The organism is Paraburkholderia sp. 40, assembly GCF_050434105.1.
Taxonomy (GTDB): Bacteria; Pseudomonadota; Gammaproteobacteria; order Burkholderiales; family Burkholderiaceae; genus Paraburkholderia; species Paraburkholderia tuberum.
Genome location: NZ_JBNPVY010000004.1, coordinates 2,016,867 through 2,036,426, shown reverse-complemented (window position 1 = coordinate 2,036,426; position 19,560 = coordinate 2,016,867). Strand labels below are relative to the sequence as shown.

Here is a 19,560-nt window from a genome sequence, read left to right as displayed (position 1 = left end):
TTGATCCGCTTAATTGCCAGCGCGAAATCATCTCTTTCCCGCTCCTTCTGCCAGTCCCTCTCGAGACTTGTTCAGCCTATGCTTCAGCACGACCGATCGATATTGTCACTGCGCTGCATCTAACGTTTTCGCATGACCAAATCGTGACAAACTTGTGCATTGCCGCATCGACAGGTTTTTGGCTTTTCCTGAACTGAACGTACGCAATTTGCCGATTGCATAACTCGCGGTCTAATTCTTGGTAAACGACCCATTCCCCATCGCGTTGACCGCACAAAACACTATTTAAAGATTTTTGTCGTTAGTCAACTGACTGACAGTGGGTTGGCAAACTCATTCCCGCATTGCTGTGACAAAAGGACCTCATTTGGTGACAAGTCATGCGCAGCGCACCGGGCCACCTATGATTGAGGCGACTACTGATGGCTCGACGTGCGTTGGCAGACGGACACGCGAGGCGCAGCGCGGATGATGACGTTCTTCGTGTTCGGGGAGAGGTCGCGATGGAAAACGCTGTCTACTGGAACGGACGTCAGGTTGGCCTCGAATGCGCCGGCAGGATCTTGTGGTTCGCGTCGGCACCCGCGCAAGCGATAGCCGCATACGGCGCGCCACGCCAGCAGCCGAGCGCACAGGCCGATACCGTCGTTGCGCGCAACCTCGCGATGCCACGGTCGTACGACCCGCTCCATGTTCCCGACCAGGCTGGCCATGCGTTGCGCCGCGACGTCGCGCCGGACGCGGAGCGACGTTGACCGCAAACGGCTGTATCAGGCCCGAAGCGACTCGTCGGCGCACCCTCGAGACCTTACCGATCAAGTGAGGTGTCAGCGCACACACCGCGTTGCGGCGAACTTATACGTTGCAATTGCCGTGCTGCCGTGCTGCCGTGCTGCCCGTGCTGCCGTCGGCCTCTCACCCGTTGTCGGGCGAACCGGCAACCACACCCGCATCAGTCTGCAAAGAGCCGATACCGAAGGCCGGCTGCGCGAGGAGGGTAGGCCTGTCTCGCAACATCGTTGCATCAACACTATTTGCCGCTGGGAGCCGCGCATCGCGTGGCCGCACCTCTTTTACTTGGCGCTGCGTCGTGCTCACTTGCGTGAACGCCGGGGAATTCAATGCGAAAGATCTACGGCCTGACCGGACTGCGTGCGTTCGCGGCGTTGCTCGCGGTCGTTCATCACTTTGCCGACAACGAAGAGGGCTGCCACTCGGCATTGTGCAACTCATCGATAACTGGGTCTGGGGTGTCGACATCTTTTTCATGCTGCGCGGCTTCATCCTTGCCTATACGCATCTTCTTTCGCGAGCGACCGCGTTCGGCTGGGTCGACTATCGATCGTTTATCGTCAAGCGGTTTGCGCGCGTGTATCCGCTTTATCTGGTGACGTTTCTGGTGTTCGTCGGCCGATGTTTCGTCGCGAAGCGAGCTGGAACTTCGTGTCGTGGTCGATCAGCGCCGAATGGTTCGCCGTTCTGTTTCTGTTTTCCCTGTGCGCGAGAGTGCTGAGCCGGCTGTCGCGCGTGACTTTCGGTGTGATCGTGCTGGTGTGCTGGCTGACGTTGTGCGTGTACTGCTTCCTCTATAACGACGGCGATGTCGGGCTGACCACGTTCGGTGTGCTACGGATCGTGTTGCAGGCGTGGCGCGGGACATCTAGGATGACTTGCCCGACGAAATGGCGCTCCCAGTGTGCGATGCGAAACTACCCACCGAGGCTGGTGAACCGGCGAATCGGGATAACTGGCAAACGGCGGCGCAGCGGATAGCGGATGAGTTGTTCGAGCGCGATACCGCAAATGGTTGTCGTGACTCGCTCGCTGGCTATTCGCGACGGGTGGTAGAGGAAATGAAGGAGCGCTGGCGGTGGTTCAACGCGTATTTGCGCACGAACTGGCCATTGCGCTCCGCGATACCAATGCGGCGGTTTCGGCAAATCTCGTACGTGGGTCGCATATGCGTGCATTGATGCGTCGGACAGCGAAGCGCAGGACGGGGCGCGATGAGGCGCCTGAAATCTATTTCCACGTCACGCATACCATGCACTAGTACTTGCGTGGCCTCGCGCGAGCAGGGAGAGGAGCTTCTGGTTTCGGCCCAGTTTGGGTCGTTCAACAAAGAGCTATGAGAGTCCGATTCTCGCGCTTTCGGAGATCACCAAATGCTCGTTGGGGCAATCCGATTCAATCAAGAGTTGGAGCCTCCACCAAATCCCTCAGGATTACCCACAAGTAATGTGATGGTGCTATTCGTTTTGCCTGAATATTCGGTACATCATCGTGATTTCGTGGAGGACAAGAAATCCACGCCAGATGACGGTAGGACCAGGTGGACGATCATGCTTTCGAGCGAGATATCCGCCGAGTCTGGCGATCCACAAGATGACCTGCGCCAGTGATGGCGGTTTATCAGGTATTTCAGTACTGCCATGCGTACGACAGTAGAGGGCTCGCCACTCGATTGGCTGCAGCAATACTTCGCATGGCAGGTTGCCATCAAGCCTGGCAAGCAACATGGAGTACAGGATCCTCCAGCTTACGACGGCGAACAATGCGGTGGCGCGGACGAATCGATCGAGATTGCCAAATTGGCGGGCTTCAATGCGACAGCCACTTTTAAGCACACGATGCCACGATTCAATCGTCCATCGGCGCGCATACCATGCCAGACGCTCGAGGGCCTCTGCGTGTGTTTGCGTAGGCACCGAAGTCAGTAGAAGCCATTCCAATGGCTCTGCTCCTTCGTCTAAGTTCGTTTCCTGTGCATGAATTGCAAACACTTCAATTTCGGGAAGCTTCTCGCGACGACGATTTTGCGGCGGACGAAGGCGGACGGGCATGCAGCGCACAACCAGCCGTGCGGTGCGTGCCTGGCGGTTTTCGCGTGCAGGCACCTGCAGTTGCGCCTCTCCAAGCGCTGGCGAGGCCAGCACGGTTTCCCACAAATATCGATCGGGGTGAGCAACGCGTCGGTTCCACGACGCGCGCACCAACCAGTCGACACCGGCAGGCCGCTGCGCCAGGAACACATCATAGACGTCGCCTTCACGGTCGCTCACGCCGATGACATGCGTGCACGGACAGTGCGTCTTGAGTACGCCCAGTTGCTCGATGCCTTCGAGCCATTTCGCGCTCTCTTTCTGTTGTACGGTTCGTTGCCCGCGCAGATGTTTCTTGCCCAACTCCTCGTGCCTGCGTATCCAGGTCTTCATCCCGATCACCCCGAGCGGCAGACCCTCTGGCGTGAGCGCAAGCAGACTGTGTATCAGGAAACCACGCACATGTGGATCGGAGCCATATCCCAGACCTTCGGTTGCCCGCAGATGAGACAAATTGAACTCGGTGGTGTCCTGAACAGCAAGGACGACTGGCACCTGTTGCATACGACACAGCGTTTGACCGATGTGCCCACCCAGCACGCCATCGACATCCACGTGCGGGTTGTCGAAAAAACGATATGCCGCCTTCAGCTCCGAACCATTGAACGACTGCGGAAAAGAGCAATGTGGGCCCAACGAAAGCTTGCGTGCCAGCGTCACTAGCCGTCTGGTCAGGCGAGCGTCGCCGAGCTCGGCGGCGCCAAACTCTTCATTTGCCCAATCATCAAGGTCAGAGGTGTCCGACAATGCCCGGCATCACAGATCACGAACCGGATCAAAGTTAACATCGGTCGTCACCGTTTACAAGCCATCGCCCTTCAATCGCACAGTCGCGAGCGACTTATGGGTAATCCTGAGACCAAATCCGGGGCGGTTCACCACGTGAAACTCGATAGAAGACAAGTCCTCGAAGATGAGCTTTTGGAATGGGCTGTCCAAATCGTGCATGCCGTCGAACGTGAAAAGAATTTTTGACGGCGCGAATTGCTTGATTATCGTTTGAAGTAACGAATGTCCTGCGCCTTCCAGACAAAAGACTACCAGGTCGATATCAGAGAGACGGTCTGCGCTGTCCTTTGCAAAGGACCCCACAACCACCGCACCGGCGCATTCAGGCGATTCTCGAAGAGCATCGGCGATCCGAATGAGAAGCGCGGTCTGTAATGTCGTAGAGGGCTTGTTTCGCGACCTTTCGAGGAATTCTTCAAAGCTCATCGGAGACCCCACAGGATTGGAAGCTTGTTAGCGGTGGTCCGTTGATACGTTCCTGCGCCAGCCTTCGGTAACTGGCCGCGTTAGCTTCGGGGCGCGGCCTGTCACATCAGCCGCGTCCGGCCATCAAGAGACATTCGATTTGCCCGATCGAATGGCGGAAGTCCGGCGTGGATTTGACGCTGAATATCTGTCCACTTCTATAAAGAAATCCGCTCAACCTCTTCAAACTGGATCGCGCTCGAATGTTGGTCGTAGCGTTGCGTCGTGCGCGTCGACGCGTGAGTTTCCGCGCTTGCAACGTCATCAGGCGTCTGTTCGCGCGAAGCGTTTGCGAACAACGAGGCTAAAACTTTCCTCTAACGTCATAGTTGACGAATACATCAATATTGGGTGTAATATCACAATCCGTCCCGGACAGGTCGACTGACGACATAGCTGGCTGGCCGTTGGCAGGCGGCGATACCTGAAAGGTTCCCTTGTAGCCTAAGGCGCCTGGTGGCTGTAGTTTCCCGACTCCTCGTTGGTTCTCATTTAAATGGATTGAACGCAAAAATGAAGAAGATATTGATCGCCGCCGCAGTTGTTTTCAGCACTAGCGTGTTTGCAGGCGAAGCCCTCGTACCGAAGGTCTATCGCGAAATCGCCGTGGCGCCGACGAATCAGCGCGAAGCTGAAATCGCGTCGCTGTTCGATCGGTGGAATGAGGCGCTCGCAACGGGCGACGCCGACTCCGTTGCCCGGCTGTACGCACCCGATGCCGTACTGGAGCCAACGGTTTCCAATGAAATCCGCACGACTCCCGCCAGCATCAAAGACTATTTCGTGAAGTTTCTGAAGCTGAAACCGCACGGTACGATCAACCTCCGCGAGATCCGCTTGCTGAGCGACGATTCGGCGCTGGACACGGGCGTCTATACGTTCGACTTGGTGAAGAACGGCAAGCATCAGAAGGTGCATGCGCGCTATACATTCGTGTACAAGAAGGTTGATGGGGAGTGGAAGATCCTCAATCACCATTCGTCGACGATGCCGGAGTAACACTCCATTGAACAACCGCGCATGCTTCACGCGCAGAATCGAGGGGAATTTCGGCCGCCAACCGTCATAGATCAAATGAAAGCTGTCAACTGGAGATTGAGTCCGGCTAGCCCCTCGATAAGAATTCAAGTTCAACGAATTCCAAGCGCCGCTCGGCCCTGCCGCCAGAATTCTGGATTGACACAATTAATTTGCACTACAAACCTCATGGCGGCCTCCGGAAACTTTCTCGAAGTCGACGCGCTCAGGATCGGCCTCCACACGGTCAGGCTGCTTGCCCGCGTCGATACCGATACGCGGCACGATGTCGTGGCTACGCTGAGAGCTGCCTAAAAGCGAGGCCAGCGATCCGGCCGGCGGCAACACCAACCGCGTGAGTTCCAGAGTCCGTTCCATCGCCATTCAAAGCGAACACATGCCACATTCAGTTGAAATCGCCGGCACAGTCATCTTCGGACTGGCCCTGCTCCATACGCTCCTCGCGAAACGCTTCGAGGTTCTGGCCCACCGGCACCCGCACCACGCGGGCCTGTTTCACTTTCTCGGCGAAGTGGAAGTCGTCTTCGGCCTCTGGGCCCTGATCCTGTGTCTGGCTATCGTCGCGCTGGCCGGTTCTGCGCAGGCCGTGGCCTATGCTGAATCGCGCTCCTTCACCGAAGCCCTGTTTGTCTTCGTGATCATGGTGATCGCCGCGAGCCGGCCCATTCTCGACGCGGTCACGGCGCTCGTGTCGCACATCGCGCGTGTCCTTCCCGTCAAGACGGAAACAGGCGTCATCTGGCTTTCCCTGACCCTCGTTCCGTTGCTCGGCTCGTTCATCACGGAGCCGGCCGCAATGACGCTGGCAGCGCTGATCCTGCGAGACCGGCTTTTCAGGTCGCCGATCGCCGAACACTGGAAATATCTCACGCTCGCGGTGCTGTTTGTCAACGTGTCGGTCGGCGGCATGCTGACCGCCTACGCCGCGCCTCCGGTGCTGATGGTTGCCGCCGCCTGGGGATGGGACAGCGCGTTTATGGCGGCGCAGTTTGGCTGGAAGGCGGCCATCGCGGTGCTGGTCAACGCAACAGGCCTGCTGCTATTCATGCACCGCAAGCTCCCGAAGCACGCAGAGCGCAACGACGCGCCCGCCGCCGCGGTTCCTGTTCCGACGGGCGTCACGCTGATACACACCGGCTTTCTCGTCGCGGTGGTGCTGTCGGCCCATCACCCGGTTATCTTCATCGGTCTCCTGCTTTTCTTTTTGGGCTTCACGCAGGCATACGAGCAGTACCAGTCGCCGCTGATGTTGCGCGAGAGCCTGCTGGTAGCATTCTTTCTCGGAGGCCTGGTCGTGCTCGGGGGTTTGCAGCGATGGTGGCTGCAGCCGGTCGTCGCATCGCTCGATGCTTACGCACTTTATGCCGGCGCGCTTGGCCTGACGGCGATCATGGACAACGCGGCGATTACCTATCTCGGCTCGCTGATCGCGGGCCTTCCGGACCAGGCGAAGTACATGCTGCTGGCCGGCGCAGTCGCTGGAGGCGGTCTCACAGTGATCGCCAACGCGCCGAATCCCGCAGGACTCGCTATCGTGCACAAGGGATTCCATGATGAGTCAGTCAGCCTGCTCGGCCTGTTGATCGCTGCCATCGTGCCGACGTGCGTCGTCTCGGCAACGCTGCTTTTGCTGTAGGTTGCCGCACCGCTGTCCGGCAGTGCGCCCAACTGGCTGCGATTCGATGGCGCGCAGTCGCAGGACGCCGGGCCAGGATGAATAACGTCTTGCGGCGATAACCAACACCGGCCTGGATTTTGCACGAGACCACCACGACTGCGCAGGTCGCGGCCAGCGGCATGACGAACGCGCGTGACGGCAGCCTGCACTTGGCCGCGCAGACTGGCATTCCATCCCCTTCCAGTATTAGCGTTTCATTGCACTTTTGCGCCGGCGCGAATTCGTCATTCGCTCCGGCGTTTTGTCGTTTGTAATTGCTTTGCGCCCACTGGGGTGACGTTGCAGACGCGACAAGTATCAATTGGGTGAAAGGGGATTGTAATGGTGCGTTAAACCGATAAACTGGCTTCAACGACTAAGCACACAGGCTTCCGCCCCGGCGGTCGTTGTTTCGCTAACCAGTCTTTTCTTTCTGTTTCTGATGGAGGTCTCATGCAAGTCCTGTTCAAGTCCTGCGACATTGAAGCTGCACGCTTGCGCAGCTTCGCGCGCCAACGCACCGAGTTTGTGTTCCGCCGGATGGCCTGGCTGGTTTCCCGGGCCACCGTCAATCTCTCCGACGTCAACGGCCCGCGCCGCGGACTCGATAAGCGTTGCCAGGTGCAGGTGCAGGTGCCCGGTGCGAATCCGGTCGTGGTGACGTCGATTGCGAAAGACTGGCGCGGCGCCCTCGATCTCGCGCTTGCCCGCGCCGTTTCTTCGATCGTCCGGAGGCGCCAGGCGCGCCTCGCGAAGCGCCGCGCGAGTCAACGCGAGTGCACCTGGAGCGCTGAGCCTGATGCCGTCTAAGCAAGCCATGCTTGCACGGCTACGGTGGCATCGTACGAGCGGTATTGCTCGCAATTTGCGGTCCGCGATGGAAGACGCATTCGGGCGACCTTCGCGAGTTTCAGCCCTACACAGGAGCGGTTCTTATGTATTCACAAACAATCAATCAGTTGCGACGCCTTGCGCGTGTCGTGACGCGCGGTACCGCTGTACTGGCCATGGCGCTAGTGCTCGTCGCGGGCACTGTCGCATCCAACCATGCCGAAGCGAAGCGTATTGGCGGTGGCAGTAGCGTCGGCCGCCAGTCGCAGACGGCGTCGCCGTCCGGGCAAGGCCAACGGAGCCAGCAAGCTCAACCGGCGCAGCAGGCCGCGCCGGCGGCCGCTGCCGCGAAGCCAGCCAACCGCTGGATGGGCCCGCTCGCCGGCCTGGCCGCAGGACTTGGCATTGCCGCGCTGATGTCGTCGTTGGGGCTGGGTGAAGGGCTGGCCCAGATGCTGTCGAGCGTAGTGGTGATCGGCCTCGTGATTGTCGCCGGCATCATGCTGTTCCGCTTCATTGCCAACCGGCGCCGTCCGGATCTCGCTTATGGGCACGACGCGGCGAACGGGCAGCGCATGAACGGCTCCTTGCTCATGAATCAGAGCGGGCAGGCGGCGCCTGAGACGAATTTCGGTGCCTGGCCGCGCACAGCGATGAATCCCGCCGCAGCGGCACAAACAACGACAGTGCCGGGGCTGCCTGTCGGGCTCGATCAGGCGGTCTTGCTGGCATCGGCCAAGACCTTGTTTCTGCGTCTGCAACGCGCCTGGGACCAGAACGAACAAGGCGACCTTTTCGAGCTGACAACCCCGGAAATGTTCGCGGTGATCAAGCGGGACCTGGAAGATCGGGGCAACCAGCCGAGCCATACGGAATTCACGCAGCTGGACGTGGAATTGTTGACCACGGAACACAATGGCAGCGAAACGCTGGTTAGCCTTCGCTTTCACGGCCAGATGCGGGAAGACGAGGACGCGCAGACGGCGCAACCGTTTGAGGAGGTCTGGAACATCGTGGGCCACGGGCATGGCGACCAGGCCTGGCGACTGGCGGGGATACAGCAGATTGGCCGTTAGCATTGAGCGCGGTCGGAACCGGCAGCGGCTCGCTGCCGGTTAGCCCACAAGCGCTATTGCGCGACTCGCAAACGGCAACAAGACTAAAATCCGACGTCACACAAATCCGGGACTCATTTTATGCGCCGAGACTACTTTTCTCTTTGCCTGGCCACTGTCACGATGACATGCTTGCTAGGCGCTTGCGCGGCCTCGCCGCCCAGCAGCCCGTCACCCGTTGTCGGTGCAGATCGCGATGCACATGGTTGTATTGGTTCGGCTGGGTATTCCTGGTGTGAATCCACGCACCAATGCGAACGTCCTTGGGAACTCGCCAAGCAGAAGGGTTTCGCGCTCTCCGCAGAACAGTTTGCTCACTACTGCACGACTGGATCAGCCGATTAATCAATGACTTCAATGCGCGGACGCGTCAACGATAGCCTCGAGCGAGCAGCGTGCATGCTCGATAGAATCGGCTTGGCCCCACTTGTCGGCACTGGCAGATTTCCTGATTATGCCGGCAGGACGCTGTGTCGCATCCCCATCTCAAGGCGGCCATTCGGCCGACGGACAAGCAAACGGCAGAGCAGGGTCGCTTAGAGCCGATCACATCCACAACGGTCGCACCGTCGAACGCCCTGGCAAGCCGCTCCCGGCCGCTCCACCGATCCTCCGCCATGAAAGCCCCAGCCATCATGACGGCCGCGTGCAGGCCGCTGACCAGGTTGCCGGCCGTTCCGATGGCGAGCGATCCGAAGACACCTACTCCGAGTGCGCCTCCAATTTGACGCGCCGTGTTCAGCACGCCTGAAGCAATACCGACGGATCGCGGATCGATATTCGCAAGAACCGCAGTATTGATCGACGGAACCGCTAGCGCGACACCGACACCGATCGCCAGCAATGGCGCCGTAATCGCCAGGTAACTGCTGCTGACCTCGATCAGTCCGAGCGACAGGAAGCCGGCCGCCGCCAGAGCCTGCCCGACCGCCATCGGAAGACGGTAGCCGAACCGTGCCGTGAGGGCGCCAGACGCGAGGTTCGCCACGGTCACAACGCCGGTCGAGCGGCATATAGTGCCGCACGCTCTGGAAGAAGAGGCTCATCGCGAACATCAGCCCGTAATAGCCGAAGTTGAGCGACAGCCCTATCGCCGAACTCACATTGATGGTGGGTATCTGGAATAGTGAAAGCGGCAGCATCGGATGCCGTTGCCGCTTTTCCACCAGCACAAACAGTAGGCCGAACACGACGGAACAAGCGATACCCGTCCGCACAGCCGGACTTCCCCAACCCAGGCTTCCGCTTTCGACGACGCCGAACATCAGCGCGGCGAGCGCAACCACCGCCAACATCTGCCCCGGCAGATCGAAGCGGCGCGCTGCGTCACGGACAGTATCGGGCGCATGGGCTGGCGTCAGCCAGATGCCGGCAACACCGAACGGCACGTTGATCAGAAAGATGCTCGGCCAGCCGAAACAGTCGACCGGCCCCCCTCCCACGATCGGACCGGCCCCGAGCGCGAGCGCGGCCGTTCCGGCCCAGATACTCACGGCCTCGGCTCGCGCCCGAGGGTCGGGAAAGCTCGCGTTGAGCAGCGATAGCGGCGACGGCACGCACAACGCAGCCCCGACGCCCTGCGCCACCCGCGCCATGACCAGCATGGCCGCGCCGGTTGCGAAGCCGTATCCCACCGACGCCAAAGTAAATAATGCAAAGCCACTGACGAACACGCGCCGTGCCCCCAGCCGGTCACCGAGCGCGCCTGCGCTGAGCAGAAGGCAGGCGAACGCGATCGTGTAGGCATTGAGCACTGCTGGTCGCCGCGTTCGCGGTGATCGAAACGCGAGTCGCGCGACCAATGCTCGATTTGTCGTTGTTCCGCTATCCGTGTTTCGTTGGCGTGCAAGTGCTGCCGATCGCAACCTGCTACTGCTACATCGTGCTGCTCGTCGTGCTGCCACTGCGTTTCATCGGCGCCGACGGCTACAGCGAGATCGACGCCGGCTTGCTGAGGCTCGTGCTGTCTGCTCCCATGCTCGTTGTGCCGCTTGTCGCCGCGCTGCTAACGCGCTGGGTCCAGGTTACACGGTCGCAGGGACATGGCTATAAAGATTCTCTTCTTATCTCAATGGCTGTATTTCGGCCGCCAAGTCGCCTTATGTGTATTAGCCTGGACCGGACCTGACAGTTAGTCGGGGAAGCGAATTCAGGAAGTCTTCCCAGAAAAATTGCATGGGCTCGTAACCGATGCATCTGGGAAAGTACAACACATTGAAGATCGCCTATTCAAACTGCGTAGTTGGCGCTGCACCGTCCGACACCTCATTTCCCTTCGCGCGCATGCATTCCAGGTACGCGAGATAGTATCTTTGCTGCACATTCAGTTGTGCCCGTGACACGTTGGCATCGCGCTGATCGCGGGTGTCCACGCCGCGCGCCAGCTGCTCTCTCGCATACTGTTTGCACTGCGCATCGTCCCGCAGAAAGACGGTGAATGGCTTGTCGCGCCCCGGCTTCACAGCTACCGCCGGCCCAATTGGCTGCGACACGCATCCGGTGACAACCCCGGAAATCGTTACGGCAATCTGAACTCGGCAGAGAATACTCACGGCGTCCGTCCTAATCCGAAGCTCAAAAAGCATCTGTAGCCCAGTACACGCAATAGTGATAGCAGGACCATCACCATTGCAAGTCCCCTGGCTGCCATATCCGGGGCCCTTGCCAGTCGATATTGACCCATCACCGCGTGCGGGCTCTTTCCGGCCAATTTGGGACGTTCGACGGCAACGCTTAAACTGTTGACAATCATTGCTCCCTGACACGCACCGAACAAAATGAGCGCAATTGAACTGTTGAGACCTACGACCGCGTTGCTGCCGAGCTACGTTTCGGCTCTTGAGACGGGATGGTCACCTGACAATGTTCGTAAAGAGGTCGCTGCGCGCGAACAATTGCACGCTATCGAAGTGAGCGCGGAGGCATTTGTCGACGGCCTGGACGATCCAACCGCATCGGGCGGTCCGATTCCTTTGCCCGAGGCTCGACCGTCGCCTGTCTACCAAGCATTGTCCGATGGATTTGGGACGGCGATGTTAGCGGCGCAATCGGATTTCGTTGGCAGGCCGGGACTACCGAATTGCCGCCGAATGTGCTCGGACATATCGGCTTCTCTTTCGTGCCGTGGAAGAGAGGCAACGGCTACGCCAGGCAGGCGCTCAATTTGATGCTCGGCGAAGCGAGGCGACAGGGTTTGTCCTACGTCGAGCTAACGGTTGACCCCGAAAATATAGCTTCGCAGCGGGTTATCGGAGCATGCAATGGTGTCTTGATCGAGCGCTTCCGAAAGACGGCGGCCTATGGACTCGCTGAGTCTCTTCGCGACCGCATTGAACTAGGCCACTGACGAACCCGTCGAGCCCTCTTCGGCCATATACGGCCAAGCGGCATACCTCCGTGAATTGCTGACAATCGCTATCTGAAGCGTCGCCAGTCGCGAATCGGACATGTATGTCGTCCACTAGCGAAACGCCAGCGTCTGGAGGCGTGCATCTAAATTTCGGCAAAAGATGTTGAGGTAGCATCATCGAACTCAACGGGGGGAAGACGGTGTTTCGGGGAATCAAGTCTCACATAAACGCAATTGGCGTCCCTCTAGCCCGTCTGCTTCTCAGCGATCTGCTGAGGATCTTGGCAGAAATGGTTGGCTACATCACGCTCCCTTGGTGGATCGTTCATCTGGGCGGAGCACATGACTTGGCGATCTACAGCGTAAGCATTGCCGTCACCACGATTTTTGCAATGCCACTACTTTCGCCGCTTGGGGACCGCTACGCAAAGAGGCCGCAGATTGCATGGGGTCTGTGCGCCCTGATGGTCGTCGCCTTTACCCTAGCTACGCTCGCGTCCCTGTCCGACTACCGGCTTATGCTGATCGTCTGCATAGGCATGGTGACGGTTATCGCGAAAGCTTTCATCGATCCGGCTAGCTCCACCATTTCGGCTGAACTTGTTCCGGCGGATCGTTTGGCCAAAGTGCTTCGTCTTCGTAAATCGACGCAGGCGGCTGGCCGTGCCTTAGGACCCACATTGGCTGGCGCGACTCTGGCGTTGGGCGGTATCGCCGCAACACTTTGGATGAACGGCATTTTGCTCGGCGTCGCTGCCTACGTGACCTGGCAGCTTCCATCGCATACTCAGCCTAACGAACGCCATCGCGGTTTAGCCCGTTGGTGGGAAGACCTGCGCGCCGGACTGCATGCTAAATGGATCGTCCCGTTGGAGCGCGGCTGGACGCTTGTCAATTTCTTCGTTTGGATATTCCAGGGCCCTGCAGTCGGCATGCTGATCCCGCTCAAAGTTCAATCACTTGGGCTATCGGGTCTCTGGCTAGGTGCTAGCGAAGCGGCCTTATCCTTAGGTTTGCTTCTCGGCAGCTTTCGTGGTTCTGATGCGCTGGTCAGTCGTTTCGGCCGATTCAATGTCAGGGTAGGGGCCGCCATGTGCGAAGGGCTGGCGCTTGCTGCTTCGGGCTGGGCGCACTCACCCATCGTTCTCGTACTGGCGTTTACATGTGTGGGTTTCGCCAATGCATCGATGGGGCTCGTCGGCGCGACGCACCGTTCATTGGCTATCCCGCAGAACTTCCGCGTTCGCATTCTCGCTGCCAGCATGATGACCACGCAGATTGCGGGCATTCTTGGACCAATGATCGCAGGCGCTGCGCTCACGCATTGGGCGGTGGGCGAGGTCTATACATGCTTCGGCTTTGCCACTTGTTTGCTCGCTTTTGGTTTTGTCCTGATTCCGCGATCGCGCGAATTCTTTGCGCTCAACCACGATCAGGTGAAAGATTGGTTTCGTCACGAATATCCCCAGGCATTCAAAGCATCTGCGGTGCCCGAATCGAGACAAACTACGTAGATCGCAACGCGGCAAGTCTCGGGAAACGCCACGTGTATGTGCGGATCGGACTTACCCGAGACACGATCGAGTGACCGCTTTGTAGAAATTCAGTCGACCGCTCAGGGTCGGTACCAAGCGTTCGCAACTATATTTGCGAGGTAGGCTGCGCGGCCTTCGAATTGCGTTCAGCAGCCTAACATTGGCAATTGGCCGAGTCTTTAGACACCCCTATGAGGGCTGGCGAGGTTTTTCCAACCTTATATATGGGTCGAGATTGATTGGAAATATCGAACCGCAACGCAGCTCTTAGCGGGGGCATCGTGGCAAGACCGAGATTTGAGCCGACGCCATAGGACCGGGCAACAGTCAGGGCGCTGCTTCTGTGCGGTGTGCCAATAGCCCGCTGCCTTGCGCACGTCATCAATCCGACGACTCGCCGGGCGGTCACATACAAGACTTCCGCGGCGGCGTTTTACACAGAGATCGCAACCGCGCTGCAGGCGACCAATGCAGAAGTGGCCGCCAACCTCTTCCGAATCGCAACCGCGAACAACGAATCGTCGCCTACCGTGCAGGCGGCGATTTTCTGGCTGCGCACCAAGGCGGGCTGGAGGTATGCCAATGACTCGACACCGGCCAATCAGCAGGGCAACGGGTCGGAGATGGTCGGCACCGAAGAGAACGCCCGCGCCATTGTCAGGAACGTCCTGGCCGAATACGGGCGCGAGCGCCCGACCCACAGGGAGGCGACCCCGCTATCCGATGAGTAACCGCGTCCGCAATGCCAACGCCCCCGTCTGTACCCGCTTAGACGGCGGCAGCGTGAGTGGCGGGATGGGCTACCTTCAATTTCCGTGACATTGCGAACGGCACTATCGGCACTGCGCATTGACAAAAATTGCTTACACCAGCGCTTACACGGATCGCAGAAAGCAAAAAGCCCAGTCGTGAGGACTGGGCTAAGTGCTTGAATCTGTTGGTGCCGGAAAGAGGAATCGAACCCCCGACCTTCGCATTACGAATGCGCTGCTCTACCGTCTGAGCTATTCCGGCATCAGGAAAAACGAAATTATAGGGACTACTTTAGTGCCTTGGCAAGCCCCTTGAGGCATTTTTTTCTTTCGAGATCACTTCTTCGCTTCGAGGTGATAGCGGGTCACGCGATCGACCTCGTTCTTCGAGCCGAGGAACACCGCGACGCGCTCGTGCAGGCTCTTCGGCTGGATGTCGAGAATGCGCTTGTCGCCGTTGGTTGCGGCGCCGCCCGCCTGCTCGACGATGAATGCCATCGGATTGGCTTCGTACATCAGACGCAGCTTGCCCGGCTTGTCCGGCGTGCGCTTGTCGGCCGGGTACATGAAGATGCCGCCGCGACTCAGGATGCGATGCACGTCGGAGACCATCGACGCGATCCAGCGCATGTTGAAGTCGGCCTGACGCGAGCCGTCCTTACCCGCCTTCAGCTCGCCGATGTATTGCTGAACCGGCGGATACCAGTGGCGTTCGTTCGACGCGTTGATCGCGTACTCGCGCGTTTCGACGGGAATGCGCATGTCGCTTTGCGTGAGCACCCACGAGCCGAGCTCGCGATCGAGCGTGAAGCAGTTCACGCCGTTACCCGTGGTCAGCACGAGCACCGTTTGCGGGCCGTACACCGCATAGCCCGCCGCGACCTGCTGCGTGCCCGGCTGCAGGAACGATTGCTCGGTGGCCTGATGGCCGTCCGGGCAGCGCAGCACCGAGAAGATCGTACCGATCGACACGTTCACGTCGATGTTCGACGAGCCGTCGAGCGGATCGAACACGAGCAGATATTCGCCCTTCGGATAGTTTGCCGGAATCGGGAAGAATTGTTCCATTTCCTCGGAGGCCATGCCCGCGAGGTTGCCGCCCCATTCGTTCGCCTCGAGCAGAATTTCGTTCGAGAGGATGTCGAGCTTCTTCTGCACTTCGCCCTGGACGTTTTCGCTGCCCGCCGAGCCGAGCGCATCGCCGAGCGCGCCCTTGCTGACGTGGTAGCTGATCGCCTTGCACGCGCGCGCGACGACTTCGATCAGCAGGCGCAGGTCGGCGGGCAGGTTGTTGGTTTCGCGCTGCTGCTCGATCAGGTACTTCGTGAGAGTGGTACGACGTTGCAAAGACATTGCTGTACTCCGGAAGGCTAGAAGAATGATGGCATTTTAACCGCTCGTTTGTGTCGGCTCCGTGCTTTTGGTCGCACGGCCGGCTTCAGGTCTTGCGGCGCGCCTTGGCCGAGACGGTGCCGCTGACGCTGGCCGCGAGGGCTGCGGCCCGGGCGTGTCCGGCCGGCACGCGGGGCAGTTTCGGGCGCTCGGCGCGCGGCATCGGTTCGATTGCCCGTTCGATCTGCTCGCCGGCGGCGGTGGTGGCGACGCGCAGGTCGTAGGCGATTTGCAGATTGAGCCAGAACTGCGCGCTGGCGCCGAAGTAGCGCTCGAGCCGCAGCGCGGTATCGGCGGAGATTGCGCGGCGGCCGCGCACGACGTCGTTGATGCGCGGTGCCGGCACCCGCAGCGCGAGCGCGAGCGCGTTGACGGACATGCCGAGCGGCTCGAGGAACTCGCTGCGCAGAATTTCGCCCGGATGGATCTCGGCAATGGCCACGCCCGTATCGATGTCAAAGAAATCGATGCTGTTGAGCGCGGAGCGTTTGATGACCATGTCGGTCTCCCAGTAGTCAGTGATAGTCGATGATCTCGACATTCAGCGCGTCCTCGCCGACGAAGTGAAAACAGAGGCGCCACTGCGCATTGATGCGAATGCTCCATTGCCCGCTGCGCTGGCCTTGCAAGGCTTCGAGCCGGTTTCCGGGCGGCGCGTGCAAATTCGGGACGGAGCTCGCGGCGTCGATCATCAGCAACTAGCGATGCGCTAGCGCCTGGATCGAGCGTGGCAACGAATGCACGAACCTGCCCTGGCAAATTCTTGCGGTGGCCTTGTCTGCGAATGTCGTGATCGTCGAATCGTATAACGTACCGCGTTAAATGTAAACCATCAAACCTGGACGTATACTTTCTGCCCGGCGAGGTCCGATGAACAGTCGGCCAAACGGCTAACGGCGCGACACGAGCGCGTGAACGCAGTTGAAAACAACGCGAAAAAAAGCCGGCAACGCGTGCCGGCTTTCCGATGTGACTCGAGAACTCAGAGAGGCATCACGCCAACGCCTTCTCGACGATCTCGCGCACGTCGCGCGACTTGACCTGGGCGGCCACTTTCTCGAGCGCCGCGCGCATGCTGTCGCGCAGCGCCGGCGTGAAGCGTCGCCACAGTTCGAGCGAGCGCGCGAGGCGCGCGGCCACCTGCGGATTGAGCGCGTCGAGCGCGATCACCTGCTCGGCCCAGAATGCGTAGCCGGAGCCATCTGCCGCGTGGAACTGCGCGGGGTTCGCCGCGCAGAAGCTGAAAATCAGCGAACGCGCCCGGTTCGGATTCTTCAGGTTGAAGGCCGGATGCGTCATCAGCTTGCGCACCGTATCGATCACCGGATGTCGTGCGCCGCCGCGCTGGGTGGCCTGCAACGCGAACCATTTGTCGATGACGAGCGGCTCCTTCTCGAAGCGTCGATAGAAGTCGTCGAGCGCGTGCTGCGCCTCGGGGCTGCCGCCTTGCGGCGCGGCCGCGTTGAGCAGGGCCGACAGCGCGGCCGCGCGGTCGGTCATGTTGTTCGCGGTTTCATATTGCGCGGCCGCGAGACGCACGGCGTCCGCGGAGTCGTCGAGTTCGGTCAGATACGACAGCGCCAGATTCTTCAGCGCGCGCTGACCGGCGGCCTCGGGCGTCGTTTCATAGGCGCCCGGCGTGCGATGCTGCTCGTAGACCTTCAGCCAGTCGTCACGCAGCGCATTCGCGAGGCGCTTGCGCACGAACTGCCGTGCCGCGTGCACCGCGGCCGGATTCGATTCGGCCATCTGCTCGGCCAGATACGCTTCGGACGGCAGCATCAGTGCGAGCTCGCGGAACGCCGGCGACAGCGTCTCGTCGGTCAAAACGCGCGCGAATGCGGCGACGACCGAGTCGTCGAACTGCAGCGCCGCGCCCGTGGCCGCGCGCGCGGCCAGCGCGAGCAACTCGCGCGTGGCAAGCCGCTGGCCGGCTTCCCAGCGGTTGAACGGATCGCTGTCGTGCGCGAGCAGGAACGCGAGCTGTTCGCCCGTGTAGTCGTATTCGACGATCACCGGAGCCGAGAAATTGCGTAGCAGCGACGGCAGCGGTTCCTGTCCGACGTTGACGAACGTGAAGGTCTGCTCGGTCTGCGTGAATTCGAGCACGCGCGTGGTCGACTCCGACGCCTTCGCCTCGCCGTCGAGCTGCAGCGGCAGATCGCGGCCGTCCTTGCCGATCAGACCGATCGCGAACGGAATCAGCAGCGGCCCCTTCTGCGTTTCGCGCGCGGCGGCCGGCACGGCATCGCCGTAGCCCTGGCGCAGTGTCACGCTGTAGCGCTGCTGCGCGGCGTCGTAGCGCGTGCGCACCGACACGCGCGGCGTGCCGGCCTGGCTATACCAGCGCTCGAACTGCGCGAGGTCGCGGCCGTTCGCGTCGGCGAGCGCGTGACGGAAGTCGTCGCAGGTCACGGCCTGGCCGTCGTGACGCTTGAAGTACAGGTCCATGCCGTTGCGAAAGCCGTCGCGGCCGAACAGCGTCTGATACATCCGCACGACTTCCGAGCCTTTCTCGTAGACGGTCATCGTGTAGAAGTTGTTGATCTCGACGTAGCTTTCCGGGCGCACCGGATGCGCCATCGGGCCGGCGTCCTCGGCGAACTGCATCTGGCGCAGCACCCGCACGTCCTCGATGCGCTTGGTCGCGCGCGCGGCTTCGTCGGTGGCGCCGCCCGCCATGTCGGCCGAGAACTCCTGATCGCGAAACACCGTCAGGCCTTCCTTCAGGCTCAGCTGGAACCAGTCGCGGCAGGTCACGCGGTTGCCGGTCCAGTTGTGGAAGTACTCGTGGCCGACCACCGCCTCGATGTTCGAGAAGTCGGTGTCGGAGGCCGTTTCGGGGTTCGCGAGCACATACTTCGTGTTGAAGATGTTGAGCCCCTTGTTCTCCATCGCGCCCATGTTGAAGTCGCTGACCGCGACGATCATGAAGCGGTCCAGATCGAGTTCGAGCCCGAAGCGCTGTTCGTCCCAGCGGATCGAGTGGATCAGCGAATCCATCGCGTGACGGGTCTTGTCGAGATCGTGCGGCTCGACCCAGACCTGCAGCAGCTTTTCCTTGCCTGAGCCGGTCTTCACGCGTTCTTCGAGCGCGACGAGCTTGCCCGCGACGAGCGCGAACAGATAGCTCGGCTTCCTGAACGGGTCTTCCCAGCGCGCGAAATGGCGGCCGTCGGGCAACTCGCCTTGTTCGAGAAGATTGCCGTTCGACAGCAGCACCGGATAGTCGGCCTTGCTCGCGCGCAGCGTGACCGTGAAGCTCGCCATCACGTCGGGGCGGTCGAGGAAATAGGTGATGCGGCGAAAGCCCTCGGCCTCGCACTGCGTGAAGAAGTTGCCGCTCGACACATACAGCCCCGACAGCGTGGTGTTTTCCGCGGGATTGCAGATGCTGGTGAGGGTCAGCTCGAAGCTGTCCGGCACGTCGTCGAGCAGCAGGCCGTGCTCGTGGGGCTGCGCGTTCGGGAATGGCTTGCCGTCGATCGCGGCGCTGACGAACTCCAGTTGCTCGCCCATCAGTTCGAGATGCGCGGCGCGCGACGCATCCGGGTTGCGGCGAACTCGCATCGTGTTCCTGACGACCGTGCGTTCGGGGACCAGATCGAACTCCAGCGCGACGGTGTCGATCAGGAAGGCGGGCGGCGCGTAATCGGCGCGGCGGATCACATTGGGCGTTGCGGTATCGGCCATGGCGTTCTGTGGTGGTGTACTCGAGCGGTCGGGCGCGCAAACGGCGCGCGAGCCGGGCTTGG

The 19,560-nt window shown here is 60.4% G+C and carries 18 protein-coding genes, 1 tRNA gene and 3 pseudogenes; 12 read left to right on the top strand and 10 right to left on the bottom strand.

Translation table 11 applies throughout. The features are described from left to right. Nucleotides 1-503 precede the first annotated feature (503 nt). Both OKW28_RS31095 and OKW28_RS31090 read left to right on the top strand, forming a co-directional pair. Nucleotides 504-755 (top strand): hypothetical protein, encoded by a 252-nt coding sequence (locus OKW28_RS31095; RefSeq protein WP_429451259.1) that lies wholly within the window; start codon nucleotides 504-506, stop codon nucleotides 753-755. Between the two features lie 688 nt (nucleotides 756-1,443). Further along, complete coding sequence (locus tag OKW28_RS31090; protein WP_429451258.1) at nucleotides 1,444-1,773, top strand: hypothetical protein; 330 nt, start codon at nucleotides 1,444-1,446, stop codon at nucleotides 1,771-1,773. A gap of 476 nt (nucleotides 1,774-2,249) precedes the next feature. On the opposite strand, the gene OKW28_RS31085 is transcribed toward OKW28_RS31090, so the two are convergent. Next, a complete protein-coding gene (locus OKW28_RS31085; protein ID WP_429451256.1) occupies nucleotides 2,250-3,629 on the bottom strand; it encodes an IS4 family transposase in 1,380 nt (459 codons plus the stop codon). 54 nt (nucleotides 3,630-3,683) lie between these two features. Then, complete coding sequence (locus tag OKW28_RS31080) at nucleotides 3,684-4,097, bottom strand: nucleotidyltransferase domain-containing protein (protein ID WP_429451254.1); 414 nt, start codon at nucleotides 4,095-4,097, stop codon at nucleotides 3,684-3,686. Nucleotides 4,098-4,592: 495 nt separating this feature from the next. On the opposite strand from OKW28_RS31080, the gene OKW28_RS31075 reads away from it, so the two are divergent. From OKW28_RS31075 to OKW28_RS31050, 6 genes are all read left to right on the top strand, one after another. Continuing rightward, entirely contained in the window at nucleotides 4,593-5,135 is a 543-nt protein-coding gene (locus OKW28_RS31075; RefSeq protein WP_429451252.1) for an SgcJ/EcaC family oxidoreductase, read from the top strand. A gap of 21 nt (nucleotides 5,136-5,156) precedes the next feature. Then, on the top strand, nucleotides 5,157-5,468 hold the full coding sequence (locus tag OKW28_RS31070) for a PliI family lysozyme inhibitor of I-type lysozyme (protein WP_429451250.1): 312 nt from the start codon (nucleotides 5,157-5,159) through the stop codon (nucleotides 5,466-5,468). Nucleotides 5,469-5,550: 82 nt separating this feature from the next. After that, entirely contained in the window at nucleotides 5,551-6,810 is a 1,260-nt protein-coding gene (locus OKW28_RS31065; RefSeq protein WP_429454518.1) for a putative Na+/H+ antiporter, read from the top strand. Nucleotides 6,811-7,284: 474 nt separating this feature from the next. Further along, a complete protein-coding gene (locus OKW28_RS31060; RefSeq protein WP_429451248.1) occupies nucleotides 7,285-7,641 on the top strand; it encodes an HPF/RaiA family ribosome-associated protein in 357 nt (118 codons plus the stop codon). Nucleotides 7,642-7,766: 125 nt separating this feature from the next. Beyond that, the gene (locus OKW28_RS31055; protein WP_429451247.1) at nucleotides 7,767-8,738 is read left to right on the top strand and encodes a Tim44 domain-containing protein; all 972 of its coding nucleotides are present in this window, start codon (nucleotides 7,767-7,769) and stop codon (nucleotides 8,736-8,738) included. Between the two features lie 120 nt (nucleotides 8,739-8,858). After that, nucleotides 8,859-9,122, top strand: a complete 264-nt coding sequence (locus OKW28_RS31050; RefSeq protein WP_429451245.1) for a hypothetical protein — start codon at nucleotides 8,859-8,861, stop codon at nucleotides 9,120-9,122. Between the two features lie 25 nt (nucleotides 9,123-9,147). Here the strand turns inward: OKW28_RS31050 and OKW28_RS31045 are convergent, their stop codons facing one another. Both OKW28_RS31045 and OKW28_RS31040 read right to left on the bottom strand, forming a co-directional pair. Beyond that, a complete protein-coding gene (locus OKW28_RS31045; protein WP_429454516.1) occupies nucleotides 9,148-9,765 on the bottom strand; it encodes an MFS transporter in 618 nt (205 codons plus the stop codon). 85 nt (nucleotides 9,766-9,850) lie between these two features. Beyond that, nucleotides 9,851-10,531, bottom strand: a pseudogene (locus tag OKW28_RS31040) (MFS transporter); the annotation flags it as partial. Between OKW28_RS31040 and OKW28_RS31035 the strand changes: the two are divergent. Continuing rightward, nucleotides 10,528-10,824, top strand: a pseudogene (locus OKW28_RS31035) (MFS transporter); the annotation flags it as partial. The pseudogenes OKW28_RS31040 and OKW28_RS31035 sit on opposite strands and share 4 nt — an antisense overlap. 178 nt (nucleotides 10,825-11,002) lie before the next feature. On the opposite strand, the gene OKW28_RS31030 reads toward OKW28_RS31035, so the two are convergent. Further along, the gene (locus tag OKW28_RS31030) at nucleotides 11,003-11,329 is read right to left on the bottom strand and encodes a hypothetical protein (protein WP_429451243.1); all 327 of its coding nucleotides are present in this window, start codon (nucleotides 11,327-11,329) and stop codon (nucleotides 11,003-11,005) included. A 341-nt stretch (nucleotides 11,330-11,670) separates the two neighbouring features. On the opposite strand from OKW28_RS31030, the gene OKW28_RS31025 reads away from it, so the two are divergent. The 3 genes from OKW28_RS31025 to OKW28_RS31015 all read left to right on the top strand — a co-directional run bounded on the left by OKW28_RS31025 (nucleotide 11,671) and on the right by OKW28_RS31015 (nucleotide 14,392). Continuing rightward, nucleotides 11,671-12,123: a GNAT family N-acetyltransferase gene (locus tag OKW28_RS31025; protein ID WP_429454514.1), complete on the top strand. Its 453-nt coding sequence runs from the start codon at nucleotides 11,671-11,673 to the stop codon at nucleotides 12,121-12,123. A 227-nt stretch (nucleotides 12,124-12,350) separates the two neighbouring features. Continuing rightward, a complete protein-coding gene (locus OKW28_RS31020) occupies nucleotides 12,351-13,640 on the top strand; it encodes an MFS transporter (protein ID WP_429454512.1) in 1,290 nt (429 codons plus the stop codon). A gap of 371 nt (nucleotides 13,641-14,011) precedes the next feature. After that, complete coding sequence (locus OKW28_RS31015; RefSeq protein WP_429451241.1) at nucleotides 14,012-14,392, top strand: hypothetical protein; 381 nt, start codon at nucleotides 14,012-14,014, stop codon at nucleotides 14,390-14,392. Between the two features lie 207 nt (nucleotides 14,393-14,599). Here the strand turns inward: OKW28_RS31015 and OKW28_RS31010 are convergent. The 5 genes and pseudogenes from OKW28_RS31010 to pepN form a co-directional block, all read right to left on the bottom strand. Next, nucleotides 14,600-14,675: transfer RNA gene (locus tag OKW28_RS31010), tRNA-Thr, on the bottom strand. A 74-nt stretch (nucleotides 14,676-14,749) separates the two neighbouring features. Beyond that, the gene (locus OKW28_RS31005) at nucleotides 14,750-15,766 is read right to left on the bottom strand and encodes a class 1 fructose-bisphosphatase (RefSeq protein ID WP_429451239.1); all 1,017 of its coding nucleotides are present in this window, start codon (nucleotides 15,764-15,766) and stop codon (nucleotides 14,750-14,752) included. Between the two features lie 85 nt (nucleotides 15,767-15,851). Then, nucleotides 15,852-16,304: a HigA family addiction module antitoxin gene (locus OKW28_RS31000; protein ID WP_429451237.1), complete on the bottom strand. Its 453-nt coding sequence runs from the start codon at nucleotides 16,302-16,304 to the stop codon at nucleotides 15,852-15,854. A gap of 16 nt (nucleotides 16,305-16,320) precedes the next feature. Beyond that, a pseudogene (locus OKW28_RS30995) lies at nucleotides 16,321-16,599 on the bottom strand (type II toxin-antitoxin system RelE/ParE family toxin). 199 nt (nucleotides 16,600-16,798) lie between these two features. Then, nucleotides 16,799-19,498, bottom strand: coding sequence for an aminopeptidase N (gene pepN / locus OKW28_RS30990; protein ID WP_429451236.1), 2,700 nt, complete (start codon nucleotides 19,496-19,498; stop codon nucleotides 16,799-16,801). Between the last annotated feature and the right edge of the window lie 62 nt (nucleotides 19,499-19,560).

Coding starts and splice junctions, on each gene's coding strand:
- OKW28_RS31070 (WP_429451250.1), top strand. CDS start 5,157: ATGCTTCACGCGCAGAATCGAGGGGAATTTCGGCCGCCAACCGTCATA.
- OKW28_RS31050 (WP_429451245.1), top strand. CDS start 8,859: ATGCGCCGAGACTACTTTTCTCTTTGCCTGGCCACTGTCACGATGACA.
- OKW28_RS31095 (WP_429451259.1), top strand. CDS start 504: ATGGAAAACGCTGTCTACTGGAACGGACGTCAGGTTGGCCTCGAATGC.
- pepN (WP_429451236.1), bottom strand. CDS start 19,498: ATGGCCGATACCGCAACGCCCAATGTGATCCGCCGCGCCGATTACGCG.
- OKW28_RS31060 (WP_429451248.1), top strand. CDS start 7,285: ATGCAAGTCCTGTTCAAGTCCTGCGACATTGAAGCTGCACGCTTGCGC.
- OKW28_RS31065 (WP_429454518.1), top strand. CDS start 5,551: ATGCCACATTCAGTTGAAATCGCCGGCACAGTCATCTTCGGACTGGCC.
- OKW28_RS31055 (WP_429451247.1), top strand. CDS start 7,767: ATGTATTCACAAACAATCAATCAGTTGCGACGCCTTGCGCGTGTCGTG.
- OKW28_RS31000 (WP_429451237.1), bottom strand. CDS start 16,304: ATGGTCATCAAACGCTCCGCGCTCAACAGCATCGATTTCTTTGACATC.
- OKW28_RS31080 (WP_429451254.1), bottom strand. CDS start 4,097: ATGAGCTTTGAAGAATTCCTCGAAAGGTCGCGAAACAAGCCCTCTACG.
- OKW28_RS31005 (WP_429451239.1), bottom strand. CDS start 15,766: ATGTCTTTGCAACGTCGTACCACTCTCACGAAGTACCTGATCGAGCAG.